The sequence below is a fragment of the Paenibacillus sp. J22P15 genome, from assembly GCF_056269345.1.
On sequence record NZ_JBWDNT010000017.1, the window covers coordinates 1 to 16,190 of the forward strand.

Below are 16,190 nucleotides of genomic sequence, written 5' to 3' on the forward strand. Positions count from 1 at the left end.
ACATCTCGCTATCAATGGGGATTAAAAAAGATGACTCCTGACGAATACAGGAGCCATCTACTTTCGGCTTAGCACTTTTTATTAAGTGTCCACAAACGGGGTCACAGTTCACTATGAGGAAACAGTCTTTTTTTCTTAAAATATTTCTCGCTTATTTACCTGATATTCGTTCGGGGATTCTCCCTTTCAAGCAGTAATAATGACCATGACACAATGTGTCTCTATCTTTTAATCTATCCAAGATTGCTGACGCACTTTCTTGTTCCATTAAGGTAACCGTATCTGCGATTAAAATATTATATTTTAAAAATGATTTGTAATACGATATACCACTAATTTTGTTTTCTAGAATTGTCTTATGCATCCTTGCCATATATTTCGCGGATTGCTGAAGTCCACCTGTTCTTAAAACCCAATTGAGCAGAGATTCACCCTCTACTCTGTCATATGTAATCCCTTTCGTTCTTCGTAATTAACGATTTCATATGCCTTTGGTTTCGCCTGTACCAACTATTTTCCGATATTTCATTTGTGCCACACTCCCTATTTCGACGGAAGTACTCACAGCTTACATTATAACACTACAATTCTAATGAATCTCTTTATTGCACATGTTATATACTAGGAGTTTCTATTGATTATAGATATAGGTGCTAATCGTAACATTCTATAAAAACCCATTTTCGCAGCTGCCACTAAAGACACAGCGGGCGGCGGTATCCATATCTTAAACGGAATTACTTTACAAAACGCTATTTTACGAGCACAAGTGGATAAAGATACATATTCCCCATTGCAAACTGATGCATATAAAGTTGCTTCTGGAGCAACTCCTGGCAAACTTGTTAAAAGAGAAGAGGCACACATCAATACACCTAAAGGATATCAACCACTTAACAAGCCTCATTATCACGTAATCATGTACGGAACTCAAACTAGAGGTCATCATTGGTACAATTAAAAAAATTAAGCCGATACCTATCATAAGGTATCGGCTTTAAAAATCAGGAGGAATTATGGAGAATACACCTTTAGGAGAAATAATCAAAAATTATGCTAGCAACAAGTTTACTTTAGAACAAATAATGAGTCATTTTGTAAAACTCACATCTACAGAATCTTCAGAGCTTAGGGAGAAGTATATTTCAAAATTTGTTGGAGATGAATCAAACTACTTGAAATACAAAAATGATACTGAACCAAGTACGTATTTATGGAATTCATTCCGTTCTAATGTAACCATCATGGATATTAATGAATTAACAAACAACTTTCCACTTTCAAATCATCTATTTATGTTTTGGGATTATAATAGTGCGAATCACCCTATGTTTAACCAAGGACGTGAATTATTTTCAAAATTTCCTCCGAGCAACTCTTAAATAATTATCTTAAATTTCCAAGTGACACTTATTTTTTTGATGAGTCTTTAGAAAGTACTTTATTAATTACACACGAAGATTTCAATTATGATGTACAGCAATTTTTCTTATTAAAATAATATAAAACGCACAGGATAAAGGAGGTACAAAAAGTAGATACAAAGTTGTAGAACAGATGTCTCCCGTGTATACGGTAAAAAGAATATGCAAGGTCATGCACGTATCAAGAAGTGGCTATTATTGCTATTTGCATACTACTAAAGTGGATCGTGATCGAGAGACAACGGAGCTCATCTCCCCGACCACATAATGCTGAGTTAATCTTTCAAAAACGATTTCAATCTCACACCTACATCTGCCAACGAGCTCGGATCCACGATTATCTGCTTACGAATAAGCATTTCAGCGAATCGAAGCTCCTTGGATATTCCGGCGTTAATTCCTATAGCACTGGCAGCCATTAACCGATTTTCTTCTGCTAAATGAAAATAGAGTTTGTCCGTTTCACTTATTTCTCGGCACACCGTCAGCACACCGCTATCTGGTAAACCGGAAACTTGCAGCATGAGGTCATACTGATCGGACCAGAACCAAGGAAGATCTCTATACGGCTCAGTACCACCGAGCATGTTGTGTGCCGCATGTGTCCCTTGATCCTGCGCGTTTCTCCAAGCCTCAAGTCGTATTCTTTTGCCTCCGTACAGCGCATTCGGGAATGAGCAGCAATCACCGGCTGCGAATATGTCTGGGTCACTCGTGGTCAGCGTTTCATCTACATAAATGCCGTTCTCAATCTTCAAGCCGCAGCTTTCGGCCAAGGCAGTTTCCGGTATAGCACCAATACCTACGACAATACCATCGGCGTGGATGGTCGTACCATCTGCTAGAACAACAGAATGTACATCGCCATTTCGTGTGATTTGCCCAATGCCTACACCAAGCTTAAACTCCACACCAGCCTTACGATGCCGAGCAGCAACGATATTCGCGATCTGTTCAGGAACGCCTCGCATCAGAATACGCGGACCAACTTCGATAACCGTAACAGAGCATCCGATTTCCCGTGCGCTTGCCGCCACTTCCAGACCGATGAAGCCAGCCCCGATCACGGCGATGCGTCTGCCTGGCTTTAATCGCGATCGAAGCTCGATTGCATCCTCGAACGTCCGCAAGTACAAGAGTCCGCTCGTATCCGAGCCCTCGATGTTCAGCCGCCGCGGGGATGCGCCAGTTGCCAGCAGCATCCTTTCGTACCTAATTTGCTTGCCGTCATTTAGTTCAATTGAATGGGCATGACGATCAATCCGGGCAACGGATCGGTTCGTTATCAGCTCAATGCGGAGTTCCGCTAACTTCTCTTCGCCTAGAATCGTTGCAGGAGAAGGTTCGTTACCATCTGACAGAACATTCTTTGACAAAGGCGGCCGTTCGTACGGCGCTCTTCGTTCTTTGCCAATCAACGTAATTGGGCCTTCCCAGCCCTGTTTTCGAAGCTCCTCTGCAGCTCTTGCTCCTGCTTCGCCAGCTCCGATGATTACCATTCTTGAATCCACCATGATGCCTCCTAGTCGATTGAGATGAAGACTTTATCGTTGTTAACCTTCACCGGATAAGTCTTGAGCGCAACGCACACAGGTGCCCGTTTCGCGGCGCCGCTCGTATAATCGAACCGGCCGTTATGTTTCGGGCATTCAACGGTATTGCCCATTACGAATCCATCGGCCAAATGAAACTTCTCGTGGGTACAGTAACCATCCGTCGCATAATACTGGCTATCTGCCGAACGGTATACGGCGAACGTCCGGTCTCCATGATCGAACCGAATGACATCTTCTTCATCGATATCTTCTCTGTCGCATACTTCAATCCAATTGGTAGTAAGACTCATGGATTCTACTCTCCTTTATGTGTTGTTGTGTGTCGCCCAGCTTGAAAACGTAGCTTCTAGCCGCTTGGCCATCCAAAAACATACGTCCCACAGATCTGTAACTGGCTGATTCGTATAAGGAAGCGTCGGCATGTAGCTCGGTGGCCCGAACTCGGCGGTCATCGTCAATGCACTTGCCCCTTGAGCCGCACGCTGCTCCACGATTCTCTGCCACCAACCCTCATGAACCGCCAACTCCTTCGAAAACTCTGGCACGCCTGGATGGGGAACTTGAGGACTTTGCGATGTCCAACACGGGCATGTACATGTATCGCTCGGCGGATTGCAATCTCCAACGCCTCTGCCTAAGAATAAACTTGCGCGATAAAGTCTAGCCGATGCTCTTCAAGGAGCTCCATAAACTCCTGCTTATGCTCAGCAGCTGGAAGATTCGTTTCAACACCGTTATAACCTGCTTCCCCGATTCGCTTGAATATTTCGCGATAAGTACCGGACATGCCACATGTGGATTTGATAACTTTCAATTCAATGCGTATTCTTCCTTCTCTCTCTTAGACAACACGCGGTTCCTCGCCTGCGTGCTGTCCTCTTTCGATCTTCTCTGCAAACTGGCCATACCGCGGAACAACGTACGAAGCATCCTTTTTCAACTGTTTGACGGCAATGATGACTTCTCGAACAGCGCTCGGAAAGCTTGATGCCGCAGCCGGGCAATCTTGTTTAATCTCCGCGTGCAAAGCAGGCAGATTATAGTACGGAACCAGTGGGAACATATGATGCTCCATGTGATAATTCATGTTCGTATAGAAGAACTGCAAGATCGGATTCGTGTAAAATGTCCGAGCACAAATTCTGTGGTCCAGCTTATCTTCATACAACCCCACATGCTGCGTGGCGATCAGGAAAGCATTCAGGAAAAACCCATAAATCGCAGGCAAGCCGATAAACATGAGCGGCAGAATGCTATGCAAATAGAAGCAAGAAGCAATCAGTCCTCCGTAGCCGATTAGGAAAATACGAGCTTCCCAGAACAGCTTGTTGTGCTGGACCTGCGGAATAAGCTCTCTTTCAACATCGGTAAGGTGCCCGAAGGAGTGGGTAACCAATCTCACAATAGTAGGAATCAGCACATTATAGCGAATGACCCAATGAAGCAATTTCCGCCATTTCGGCGGACGCGGCGTGAAAATTTCCGGGTCGCTTCCGACGACAAGCGTATCCGTATGGTGACGAGTATGCGTCCAACGAAAGTTCGTTGCCTGCTCTAACGTAAGGAAGGAGCACACCTGATACATTGCCTCATTCAGCCAAGCCGTTCGGAACGGGGTTCCGTGGCTGAATTCATGCCATTTGGACACAGCCGCCGTACAATAGATCGCCCCGTATAACGCAAAGGCAGGAATACTCCACCATGTTCCCCAAGATAAATAAGCGATGTAGCCCATTGCGATTTGGATCAAGATCCAGAGCAGCGTGTCCCTTAAGGCTGGAGCGTCTCGCCTAACCATCAGCTCCTTCAGGCGCTTTCTCGGAACTGGACATCGGTACCACTCTGCGGAGACAAGCCCCTTCTGAATCGCTATTTCCCGCTCCGGGCCTAGTATACTGTAATCTCTCTTACGCGGCTTGCTCACAATCATCACTCCTAGTTTGATTTTCGATTTGTGATGACCTAAGTGTAAGACATTCATAATCGCTTTGACTTCCAAGATTTCATTAAATAAAATCAGACACATAGGAACATCAGAAACAAAATGGAGGCTTAACGATCTATGGGAAAATTCGGCTTGGCTTCGATGCGCTGGGTATATCGATTAGAAGATGGAAATGGTGATTTAAATGGAGTTCCCGAGCTTCTTCAGCTCGGTTGTCAGAAGCTTGCGGAGGCGTACCCTATCCGCCTCCATAGCCACGAACAGGGATATGAGTTCGTTTACGTTGTGAACGGAAACATCACATGGGAAATTAACGGTGAGTATTATCCAGTCAATGCAGGGCAATGGTTTTACACACGGCCGGGAGAGCTTCATCGGGCGAGGTTCGATCATCTGGAGCCCAGCCGAATCTGGTGGTTCGTTCTAAAAGCTCCATCAAGCGAGCGCGACTGGCTTCGTTTGGACAACGATGAGTTAGCCTTCGTCGCCGAACAGTTAAAACAAATGCCGAGAATTTTCCGCGCTGGCCCACGCGTAGCGGAGCAATTCTCCCGATTGAAGTCAACGGTCGAGGACGATATGCCGAATAAAGAGCTGTTCGCTCGCCATCAGATTCTGGACATCTTGCTAGGGATGCTTCAGCAGCCTGCAGCCAAGCCGGTTGATCCTGAGCTTAAGCAGGCCATTGCAACTGTTGTCGAGGAGTTTGCGCGCAATCCTGAAGCGAGATATTCGATCGACAGCATGGCTCACTCCGTCAGTGTAAGTGTCTCTCATTTCTATAAATTGTTCTATGAACTCTATGGACAAGCTCCGATCGCTTATATGGAGCGCATCCGAATGGAGCATGCTTGCTCCTTATTAAAAACAGACAGGCAGATTATAGACATCGCAATGGAGCTTGGCTTCAAGACGAGCCAGCATTTTTCAACCGTATTCAAGAAGCTCACGGGCAGCTCGCCAAGCGAATGGCGGAAGCAGGTCCGGGATCGGAACTAGCTTGGAGAGGTTTGTTGATTTCTCCCTTCATGTGCTGCCGAAGCACCTAACGCGGGGATCGGAGTTATAGGCGCGACTTGAATCGTAAACTGAAAACAGACAACCGAGTGCGTAATGGCACTCGGTTGTCTGTTTTTATTGCTGTCAACGCCTACTGCTTAGACCAGGCCTCAATAATCGCAATTGCATCGGTGGTTAAAGGCAATAAATCCATCCAACAGATGCTGCATCGAATTTGCACTGGTCATAACGGTGAAGATCTTAGTCCAAGTACTCGAATGACCCGCTTGATCCGTTACGATGACTTCAATGCTATGGTCGCCTAGCTGACCTGCTAAACTCAGCTCTGTTCCTGGTGCATAAAGCTTTCCATCTATCGTTACAGGTCGTTGCTATTTCCGATAATTTTTCCTTTCAGTGGTATCTTCCAAATTCCTTCCGTTGACTATACGTGCAAGACAAATCGCTGCGAAGACTCATATTATGAAGGGATATGTCCGCAGGATCAATAGTATTCGATATTATCGTGAAATGGTTGCATGAACATGCTCGAAAAGACGCTTCCAGTTACACTTTTATAGTGGTTTTGGAAGCGTCTTTGTACATAATTTGAGACTATCTCACTTGCGGTTACCCTTAATATCGGAGAATTAATTTTGCAATGAATGCAAGATCTTCAATATCGATCTTGCCGTCACCGTTCACATCCGCAAGCTTGATCTTCGCCCAATCCGGGCTAGCTTCCGTTTTGCCATAGTGGGAGGCTACGATAGCCAAATCACCGACACTTATCTTTCCGTCTTGGTTTATGTCGCCCGGAATTCCTGTCTGCGTAGGCTTCACTTGAATACTGAGAGAAGAAGAAGACGCGTTCGTCTCTTCGCCAAGTTCATTAGCCAGCTTTGCCATGGTGACTTGGATGGCCCCCTCTGCCGGTTGCGTCAGCTCATTCGCCCGGAACGTAATCTCCATATTTTGCTGTTGACCCGTAACTCCATTGTTGCTGCCGGTACTGGCAATAATAAAGCGCAGCTTGCCCGGCGTGTCGCTTACCTGCTTCAGAATCACAATGCCTTCCTTCACAGGTGCCGCAGATTCAAATGTCATCACATTAGGATCGTAATCTATCGAGATATCCTGGGCAAAGATCGTTTCTTTTTGCAAGCTAAGCCCAAACGTCACTTTGAATGGCTCGCCTGCCTGAACTTGATCTTGACCTGTCAATGTTGTTAGTGGCTGATGTTGCACAGCAGCGACTTTGAGCACATACTCGCGAACCGTCGTGTTTCCGGCGTGATCCTTTGCCGTAACGATAATGTTATGGTCTCCGGCTGCCAATGTGAAAGGCTCTGCCGTAATAGGTTCATATTGTTCTCCATCCAGCGTTATAGATTGAGAATCGATGCCGGACAAGCTGTCCTCGCTTTGCAAATCGAACTTGACAGTTTGGTTGGCCTCAAATTCAGCACCATCCACCAACGGATTTCCATTTGCCAATAACGTAATCGTTGGTGCTTTGGTATCGGACTTAACGACCGTTGTTGCGATTGGGCTAATATTCCCCGTTTGGTCGGTCGTCCGGTATTTCATTTCATATATGCCATCGCGAAGCACAATTGGCGTAGTGTACGGAACGAAGTCGCTCGTCGATTGTGTGCCATTCTCGCTTTGCACGACTGTTAATGAATAAGTGTTCGACAGTGCGCCGTCAGGCATGGATACCGTTGCATCTGACGTATACCAATCGTTCGCTCCGATTGTACCTGCTACATTTGCTGTAGCATCTTGACCTGCCTTCTTTGAATTCACTTCCAGTTCCAGGATTGAAAAATGAGCCCACGTCAGATTAGCCTTGTTGATCTTAACCCGCAATCCCTTCTTGTTCGTTACGGGCGTGAACGAGACGGTTCTGGATTCGATCGTGTTCGTGTTGTATGCCCAATTTATTTTGCCCGAAGTAGCGACAGTCGTCCAATTCGTGCTTCCGTCATCCGAAACTTGGATTTCCCAATCCGATGGCGCCTGCTCCTTGCTGAACCAGCTGGAGAGCTTGACGCTTCCGATCGTTTGTCCCGTTGTCCAAGTCAGCGTCTCATATTGCGGAAACGTTGGGTTGTCAACGCTTACCATTCCGGTCGAGATGGAATCATCATTAAGAAGAGCGGCTGGGTTGGCCGAGGTTGCTCCGGTCGAAGAAGCTTGAGCGAGCGGAGCCAAGTTCGATATCGTCGGCAGTGGACGTTGCTTGGATTCCGGTGTGGCCAACGAATTCGCTTCGATCTCGGAAATTGCAAAATAGTTGTTCGTCATATTCGCGTTGTTGATTTTGATGCGAAGTCCTTTCTTATTGACGAGCGTCGGGAAGGAAAGGTATTTCGTTTCAGGCTTATTCGATGTAATCCAATTCAGACTGACGTTAGATTGCACAGTCGTCCAATTGGCTCCATCATCGGAGGCTTCGATGTCGATGTCAGTCGGAGCGTTTGTATTCCCTTTGCCGACAGTCAAAGCGACCTCGCTGATCGACTTGCCCGTATTCCAATTCATCGTAACGTATTGCGGCATCGACGGCGCTGATGCGCTTCGGTAGTCGCTTTCAATCACTTCGTCAGCCGCATCGCCTACGGGATAATCTTTATTTTGGCTAGTCGCACTGATTGTCGCGTATGGCGCATAGTTTTCGTTATACGACGTCGGAGCAGGAACTGGAGTCGCTCCCTCGTTATAGCTCGCTTCGAGTTCGTAAACGGAGAAGTAGCCTAGCGTCTTGTTTGCAGCGTTTACTTTAATACGTACATATTTGACATCAGTAAGCGTCTCGAATGAGGTCGTGTTCGACTCTAGCGTTGAATCGTTATACTGCCAGTTCGGCTTAATGTTCTGGGCGATCGGCTTCCATCCGAAACGGCCATCGGCTGAATACTCGATATCGTAGTCGGTAGGAGCTTGATCCTTGCTGAATCTGTTCTTCAAGGTAATCGAATTGATCGTTTGAGGCTTTGTCCAATCCAAATACAGATATTGCGGGAAAGTCGAAGTATTGTTAGGCGTTCTGTAAAATGTGTTCGTATCTCCGTCATTCATGCGGTATGGCGGATAGCTCTTATAGTGCGTGACGGGAATACCTACCGTTGAGGCATAGCCGAGCTTGGCTAAATTATCGCCCGGAGCCGGAGTTGGCGCAGGCGTATCCGCAGGCAGGCTTTTATTTTTATACACCCTGAAATAATCGATATTCATGGCCGAAGAGCCGCTTACTCCGTGGTTATTGAACGAAAGAAATGTAGCCATGCGATAATTAATGCTTTTATTGACCGTTCGCTTTAACTTGCCGTCGACGTAAAATTTAAGGTATTGCGGATCCCACTCGAACCCGTATACATGGTAATCCGCTGACGGATCGAAGCTAGTCGTGTAATTACCGGTATCAGAGGTCAAATTCGGGTCGTCCCATTGGTACACCCAGCCGCCGATCTTGTATTCATTGTTGATCTTAGCTCCGCCGTATTCGACAATATCGACTTCTGCCGTATCTGTAACTTTATCCTGGAAGCCGGTCATCCACCATGCAGAGGAATGCTTGCTGTCTGCACCAGGATTCAGTTTTGCCCTGATTTCAAAATAGCCGTATTTCGTCACGTACTTATCTTCGGTTGGCATATGTCGGTATTGAACCAGCGAACCTTTGTACATGTGAACGTAATCTCGCATACCGCCTTGCATTCCCGGATTCGTGAAGCCGCCTTCTTGTTGATCGTCCCAGCGCGGGGAAGCGGTCGACACGGTTTCGGACAATATTCCGGAATTGATATTGTAAACCGACTTCGAGGTATTGCCGCTGTGCGCCCAGTATGGGAAATAATAAGGGCTCCACAGATCGGATAAGTTAGGTCCGTCGAATTCATCGCCGAATGCAAGGGTCCAATTAGATGGATTCTGCACAATTGGAGAGTCTGTAGACGGCGGGGTGACGACGCCCTGTTTATACACGTATAACTCGTCAATTGTCATCCACGCTGGAGCCGATGGAAAACTAATCATGACATAACGTGCGGTTTGGGGTGTTTCAGGAGCAAAATAAATATCGCTAGTTGAGTTTAGCAAAGATGTAGGTACAGTGCCAAATTGGCTCCAATCCGTACCATTATCCGAAATTGAAATACTGAAATTATTCCATGATTGTGCCGCATATCTGCCTAATACCACCATGCTGATGGGTTGGGACGAGCCCAAATCTGTTGTAATATTCCAATCCGTAACAGCAGTACCGCCAAGCTGTGTAAAGCTGTCGTCATTATTATTTTTTAATGGAATAGGAGAATTTCTTGCATTGTCAGTTAAATTCGTGAAATCATGTAGCGCATAAGGTGCTCCGCTCGGATTCCCCGTAGCTGTAGAGCTTTTCCCTAATGCAATGTTTTGTAAGGAAGCCATATCAACGCTACTTGGCTGAGTATTCGTAATGCTTGTATTGATCATGGTGGCGGCGTAAGCAACCTCAGAACCGCCAAAATTAATGAGCATGGAGAAGGCTACCGCTATAACACTTAGTACCGATGTGTACTTTCGAATTCTCATATCATATCCCCTTTGCAAAAATTAACTGCAGAGTTGCCCATACTTTCCGTGTTGTAACTAACTATCATTTACAATCGATTTGAATAGGCATCAGCCTCCTAACTTAATAAAGGAATTCATGATAGCGCTTTCTCGTATGGGCATTGATATCAATATAGCGTCTGAAATTAAAAAAAACATTATGAGATTTCCGTTATGAGATTTCTGCTATGCAGCAAAAACGGACAACCGAGTGCCTGATCACACTCAGTTGTCCGTTTTCAGTTCACTCTTTCAACGCAGGTATGACGATCTCCACGCGCGTTCCTGTTCCTCGCTCACTTTCGATGCTTAGTCCATATTTTTGGCCGAACAAGAGCTTAATCCGCTCGTTGACATTCTTAAGACCATACCCTGAACCTGATACTTCCAATAATCGATCGATGACTTCTTGCTCCATCCCTTTCCCATTGTCTGCGATGACGAAGCGGATCGTTTCCTGATCTAATTGAGCGGTTATGACGATCTCCCCGTCTCCGCTTTCTTTCTCATCAATTCCATGGACGATCGCATTCTCGATGATAGGCTGAAGGATAAAGTTTGGCGTGTCGTATTCGGATACACGATCATCAACGTCGAACACGACGCGAAACGGATTGTCAGCATGCAGCGATAACTGAATATCCAAATATGCTTCGATATTCGCAATTTCGTTCTTGACAATCGTGAGCGGCTGTCCGTTATTCAAGCTCGTGCGATAGAACTTGGAGAGCGCATTCGCGATTTTGCTGATGTCCATCGCATCCATACGGATTGCCTTCCAATTCATCATGGATAGCGTGTTGTAGAGGAAATGGGGGTTAATTTGCGCTTGAAGCGCCTTAAGCTCCGCTTCCTTCTCCAGCAGCTGTGCATCATATACCTCCCCGATTAACCCCTTCACCTTCTTAACCATGCCAGCGAAGCTTTCCGTCAAATCTCCGATTTCATCCTTTGAAGTCGTTGATATAGGAATATCGAAATCTCCGCCTTCGACGAGCTTCATCTTCTTTTTCAAAGAAAGAATCGGCCGTACAAGCGTCATAGAGAAAATCCAAATGACAAAAACAAGAAGCAATAAGCAGGCCAATACGATCGTACCCGTTGCTACGAGAATGCTCTTCGTGTTCACAATCATGCTTCGAACAGGGATGTAATAATACGAAGTCCAACCCGAATGCGGAATGGACTTACGGGTGAGGATGTATTCTGTCCCGCCGACTTTGAAGCGGCCTGTTGTAGTCGCTTTCATACGAGCGAGGACCGAAGCTTTCAAGTTGGTGCCATGTCCGCCTTTGTAAACAGCCTGTCCTTTATTATCCATAATGAGAATGCCGTAGTCGCCTGAAGAGAAATGATCAAGCCCTTCGAAGACAAGATCCGCATCCAGTCTCATGTGCATGACGCCTGCAAACGTTATATTGTCACTCTTTTGAATGTTATGTGCGGCATACAAGACGTCGTCTTGCATCCACCATATCGTCTTCTTGCTCCCGCCTGCTTCCTTATACCACTCTTCACTTTCAACCTTGCCGCTCATGTCGATGAAATTACCAATCTGTCTCGGTGAAAACTTCGAGTAGAAGACGACTTCCTTGATTTCGCGATTAATGTTGATGTAGTACCAGATCGTCGGCTCGATGTTGTCGTTCAGTTCCTTCGTATAGTTCAAAATGCCGCCCAGCTCGTATCCCATAATTTTTTTGACTATAGGGTTATATACCATGAAGTCGACGAAGTCCCCTAAGCTCTTGATCTTCTGATCGATATTGACCGCAATCTGCTCATTCGTGTACTCCATGCCGACCATCGCTTGTTTCTTTAAATAGCTTTCGGCCGTTTTATAGGAAAATACACCTAAAACGATGAGCGGGATGACGCTGACAACGAAATAAGTAATCATCAGTTTACGCTTTAAACCAAGAGTTTTGAAATATGCAAGCAGCCGCCTCACTCCGTTCGTACCCGCTCTCTGTATTGGGTCGGCGTAATTCCGTAATATTGCTTGAAGGTTAAGCCGAAATAAGAGAAGTCAGCGAAGCCGACCATGCGGCAGACGTCCGAAATTTTATAGTTACTCTCGTCAAGCAACTCTCCAGCCTTCTCCATCCGGCATTTGTTTATATATTTCACGATGCTTTTGCCCATCGTTTTCTTAAACAGATGGCTCAAGTAGCTGACCGAAAGATGTACTTTTTCCGCGAGATACTCGAGCGTGAGCTCATTGCCGTACTCTTTCTCAATCAGCTTGATCACTTGATCGATCGCCCGCTTGCGATAATCCGAGTCCGGGACTCCTGCCTTCGAGCCTGCCTTCGAGCCTGCCTCCATCAGCGCGCCGTATACGATTTGCTTGATTTCTTGGACGTGCTCGCTTAGAAACACGCGCTCCACGGCGGTTTTTATGTTCTCGTGCTTCTTCTCCCTGCCTTGTACGTCATATACCTTCTTCACAATCTCGATAAAGAGATGCTTGACGTACATTTGGCTTAAGCTGCCGCTTTGGCGAAGCGCGGACTCCAGCAACTCGATATTCTCAATTGCGATTTGAGTCTCTCCATGTTCAACGTTGCCTAGAATTCGTTTCAATAGCGCGTCAATAATTTCGTAGGAAGGGTTGTAAACCTGAGCATCACGGTCCACCATCCAGGCTGTGCTGTCTGTGGTGAAGAAGGAAAGCTCCAGCATCTGCTCCAGCCGGTCATATTCCTCGCGCAATGCGGCGAGTTCGGAGACTAATCCGCCGAATACCATGTGAAATACGTGAGCCCCCTGCTCCAAAAACTGCTTCGTATCATCCCATAATAAGGCGTTCTGGTCGTATCCGATATCCGGTCCGTTATGCATCAGAAAGAGTACGCACTGTTTATCGTTTAAATTAAGTAGCTCGTAATCCATCGTTAATCGCACGCGGAGATATTCATTAAACGACGCTAAGTGTCCATCTAAGTACGCGGTTCTAAATTCAATCAGAATCATCTGAATCCATTTCCCCTGAAAGCCTAATGAAGTGAGGCTTTCAGCATCGGGCAGCTGCTGCCGGGAGTCGGATCCGTTAACGATGGACATTAGGAGCTTTTCTTTGCGCTGCTCGTACTCCGCGAGCCTCTTGCTCGCGTCCTCCATGCACTGCTCAATAACGCGCGACAACAGCTCCCGCAGCGCTTCCGGTTCAATTGGTTTAAGCAAGTATTCAGTCACATGTAGCGATATCGCTTTCTTCGCGTATTCGAACTCACCATGACCGCTTAGAATTATAATTCTCACATTAGGCTGTTTTGTTCGAACCTCTGCTGCCAATTCCAGACCGTTCGCAAACGGCATGCGGATATCGGTCAATAGAAGATCAATCGCGTTGTTCTGTATGAAAGCTAGCGCTTCCCGCCCGTTCCTCGCTTCGCTGATTCGCAGCGGGAACCCGAACTTTTCAATTAGAAACTTGACGCCGTCCCTCTCATCCTTATTATCGTCGGCTATTAGCAAATGGAACATGCGAAGTCCCTCCCTTGCTTATCATTGTACCAAAACGAAAGAGAAAAACAGTCTTCAATCTTGAGATTGAAGACTGTATTCTATTGCAAATAGGCATGAGCAATTACTTCTACGATTTCAAGGATCGAGCCCTTCGTTTCCGACGAAAACGAATTCGTTTGCTTCGTCCACTCGTACTCCCAAGCATACCAATCGATCTCTTCAGGCTCTTCCCCATTGTCGAGAGCAGTTTCCAAACTTGAGACAAACATCCTCCAGCGCGGCAAATAGAAATCCTCGATCAGGCCTGCCCACTCGCGATGAGAGTACTCGTGCAGCACAAGTGCAGATGGCTCCGGTCCCCACAACGTAATTAACGTCCGGGCATTGAATTCCAGCCAATCTTTCTCCTCCGCTGTCTTGCCCATTTCTCTCGCTTCTTTCAGCCATGAACCGAGCAGAAACTCTTGTCTCGTTCCGAGCAGCTGATCTTGCAGCTCAACGAGATTCAGGAACTTTACTGACTCCCACTCAAAACGCTCCCGATCACGATCAAGGAAAGCCTCAACCATATTGCGATGATAGTCTCTCGACAGATCTGCCAAGCACTGCCTCGTCACGTCAACCAAATCATATAAGTAACCTTCATAATCCTTGCAGGAGTCATAGCAGGCAAGCAGCTTCAAGCAAGCTTGTCGCACGTCTTCGGTCCGATATGGCATTGTTTTCGGTCCCCAATTGGAGACGTTCTCAATCTTTAGAGCCGGTCTCGCGCAGATTAACGATTCGTATGCGCCTTGTTGAACCGATTGGCAGCCATAAACACTGTTTCTCAACAACTGCCATGCTTCTATTGCCTGCGGCTGCACACTGCCGTATCTGCGCTTAATGTAGCCGCTGAGCCAGCTTTCGACGTCTACGACCCCTGTACGCCAAACCGTATCAGTCGACAGATCGTACATGACAGGATTCGTCCCGATCCCCTCCATTGCCAGCCCAATCCCTTTCATATTGCCGGCTTCCGGATTATGAAGCGTAGACAATGGATCGGCTGCGAGCGTATCCAAATTGCCGAACAGACCGTTTTTTCCACCGTAATTTTGAATCATGCACCATACCCATGGAATGCCATAGAAAGCTTCGGACGACTTCCAAGCGGGTTTAGATTCGCACCATAGATCCAAGACCAAAGCATGCTTCGAATCCACATTCATCAAGATCTCTTTCTTCGGGTTTCCTTCCCATGCTTGGAACACCCATACGGCATCAGGGTCTTGCTCGAGCATCGTCCGCTGAACGCGCTGCGCATAGTCAGCAAGATCAATCGCTTCTGCATTGCCGCCCTCATGGAAAGGATCCATGCTGTAGTGATGTATATCCGAGCCGAACAGCTTCCGCTGCTCTTCATAGAAGGCATGTGCGCACGGTTCAAATAGCGGATCATTCGGCAGCAAAAGATCGGGACGATTGAAATTGCACCATTTGCCTTGATCGACGGCATTTGATTCCGTATATTTCTCTCTGAATCCGCGCGGCATCATGCCGCTGAAGCCTTGCAGAATCGGCGAGATACCCAAGCTAAGCATCCGTTTGTTCATTCGGTTAGCAAGAGCGACTCGCTCTTCGTACCACCATTCCGGCAATGGCCCTCCCCAGGTCGTCATATTCTGCATCCATTGCCAGGAGAAGAACGCAGGACCGCAAATAAACGCAGCCACCTCCTGCTCCGTATAGCCCAGACGAAGCAGCGTTCTTCGCCATACTTCTTCCTGTCCGACGATATTAAGAGCGAGATTAATCCCATTTAAGGCCATCCAATCGATTTCCTTCTCCCATCGCTCCCAAGTCCAGAACGGCATCGAGTAGGAAAACGTGCAGTAGTTCAAATAATAGCGGATTGCATATGGAGTTACCTGACGAATCGGTTCCTCCGGAATCGGCAGCGACTCTGGAGCAGCCATATTGTCTCCGCACCAAGAGAGCTGCATGTTGCAGCAATGCTTTAAATACCAATGGAAACCGGAGGTCAGTGCGCTCGTGGACGAACCCTTCAGGAGAATGTGACCTCCTTCGCCGCTTATTTCGAATATATCCCGGTCATTTTCCTGACTGATAAATTCTAAGCGAAATTGGGCAGCGCCTGACTTCCCGATAACCCGCTCTATGAGCTGAATAACCGCATGGTCGTTCATTATTCTC

At 46.7% G+C, this 16,190-nt stretch carries 11 protein-coding genes; 2 read left to right on the forward strand and 9 right to left on the reverse strand.

The genetic code is table 11. From position 1 onward, the window contains the following. The first annotated feature begins 1,016 nt into the window (after positions 1-1,016). Positions 1,017-1,382, forward strand: a complete 366-nt coding sequence (locus AC0YN6_RS23950) for a hypothetical protein (RefSeq protein ID WP_475749925.1) — start codon at positions 1,017-1,019, stop codon at positions 1,380-1,382. Between the two features lie 317 nt (positions 1,383-1,699). On the opposite strand, the gene AC0YN6_RS23955 is transcribed toward AC0YN6_RS23950, so the two are convergent. From AC0YN6_RS23955 to AC0YN6_RS23975, 5 genes are all read right to left on the reverse strand, one after another. Further along, positions 1,700-2,938, reverse strand: a complete 1,239-nt coding sequence (locus AC0YN6_RS23955) for an NAD(P)/FAD-dependent oxidoreductase (RefSeq protein ID WP_475749927.1) — start codon at positions 2,936-2,938, stop codon at positions 1,700-1,702. Between the two features lie 8 nt (positions 2,939-2,946). Continuing rightward, positions 2,947-3,270, reverse strand: a complete 324-nt coding sequence (locus AC0YN6_RS23960; protein ID WP_475749929.1) for a MocE family 2Fe-2S type ferredoxin — start codon at positions 3,268-3,270, stop codon at positions 2,947-2,949. Between the two features lie 15 nt (positions 3,271-3,285). After that, on the reverse strand, positions 3,286-3,471 hold the full coding sequence (locus AC0YN6_RS23965) for a hypothetical protein (RefSeq protein WP_475749931.1): 186 nt from the start codon (positions 3,469-3,471) through the stop codon (positions 3,286-3,288). A gap of 143 nt (positions 3,472-3,614) precedes the next feature. Continuing rightward, the gene (locus AC0YN6_RS23970) at positions 3,615-3,794 is read right to left on the reverse strand and encodes a hypothetical protein (RefSeq protein ID WP_475749933.1); all 180 of its coding nucleotides are present in this window, start codon (positions 3,792-3,794) and stop codon (positions 3,615-3,617) included. Positions 3,795-3,821: 27 nt separating this feature from the next. After that, entirely contained in the window at positions 3,822-4,904 is a 1,083-nt protein-coding gene (locus AC0YN6_RS23975; protein ID WP_475749934.1) for a fatty acid desaturase, read from the reverse strand. A gap of 138 nt (positions 4,905-5,042) precedes the next feature. Here AC0YN6_RS23975 and AC0YN6_RS23980 point away from each other — a divergent pair, with 138 nt between their 5' ends. Continuing rightward, positions 5,043-5,924: an AraC family transcriptional regulator gene (locus tag AC0YN6_RS23980; RefSeq protein ID WP_475749935.1), complete on the forward strand. Its 882-nt coding sequence runs from the start codon at positions 5,043-5,045 to the stop codon at positions 5,922-5,924. A gap of 636 nt (positions 5,925-6,560) precedes the next feature. Here AC0YN6_RS23980 and AC0YN6_RS23985 read toward each other — a convergent pair. The 4 genes from AC0YN6_RS23985 to AC0YN6_RS24000 all read right to left on the reverse strand — a co-directional run bounded on the left by AC0YN6_RS23985 (position 6,561) and on the right by AC0YN6_RS24000 (position 16,183). Further along, positions 6,561-10,502, reverse strand: coding sequence for a discoidin domain-containing protein (locus tag AC0YN6_RS23985; protein ID WP_475749937.1), 3,942 nt, complete (start codon positions 10,500-10,502; stop codon positions 6,561-6,563). Between the two features lie 265 nt (positions 10,503-10,767). Next, positions 10,768-12,474, reverse strand: a complete 1,707-nt coding sequence (locus AC0YN6_RS23990; protein ID WP_475749939.1) for a sensor histidine kinase — start codon at positions 12,472-12,474, stop codon at positions 10,768-10,770. Beyond that, positions 12,471-14,012 carry a response regulator gene (locus tag AC0YN6_RS23995; protein ID WP_475749940.1) on the reverse strand — a complete coding sequence of 514 codons (1,542 nt, stop codon included), beginning with the start codon at positions 14,010-14,012 and terminating at the stop codon, positions 12,471-12,473. The genes AC0YN6_RS23990 and AC0YN6_RS23995 overlap by 4 nt, the downstream gene beginning before the upstream one ends. A gap of 80 nt (positions 14,013-14,092) precedes the next feature. Continuing rightward, positions 14,093-16,183 carry an alpha-N-acetylglucosaminidase gene (locus tag AC0YN6_RS24000; RefSeq protein WP_475749941.1) on the reverse strand — a complete coding sequence of 697 codons (2,091 nt, stop codon included), beginning with the start codon at positions 16,181-16,183 and terminating at the stop codon, positions 14,093-14,095. Between the last annotated feature and the right edge of the window lie 7 nt (positions 16,184-16,190).

Bases quoted from the DNA above. Each gene is read 5' to 3' on its own strand.
- AC0YN6_RS24000 (WP_475749941.1), bottom strand. From the start codon at position 16,183: ATGAACGACCATGCGGTTATTCAGCTCATAGAGCGGGTTATCGGGAAG.
- AC0YN6_RS23960 (WP_475749929.1), bottom strand. From the start codon at position 3,270: ATGAGTCTTACTACCAATTGGATTGAAGTATGCGACAGAGAAGATATC.
- AC0YN6_RS23955 (WP_475749927.1), bottom strand. From the start codon at position 2,938: ATGGTGGATTCAAGAATGGTAATCATCGGAGCTGGCGAAGCAGGAGCA.
- AC0YN6_RS23950 (WP_475749925.1), top strand. From the start codon at position 1,017: ATGGAGAATACACCTTTAGGAGAAATAATCAAAAATTATGCTAGCAAC.
- AC0YN6_RS23985 (WP_475749937.1), bottom strand. From the start codon at position 10,502: ATGAGAATTCGAAAGTACACATCGGTACTAAGTGTTATAGCGGTAGCC.
- AC0YN6_RS23995 (WP_475749940.1), bottom strand. From the start codon at position 14,012: ATGTTCCATTTGCTAATAGCCGACGATAATAAGGATGAGAGGGACGGC.
- AC0YN6_RS23980 (WP_475749935.1), top strand. From the start codon at position 5,043: ATGGGAAAATTCGGCTTGGCTTCGATGCGCTGGGTATATCGATTAGAA.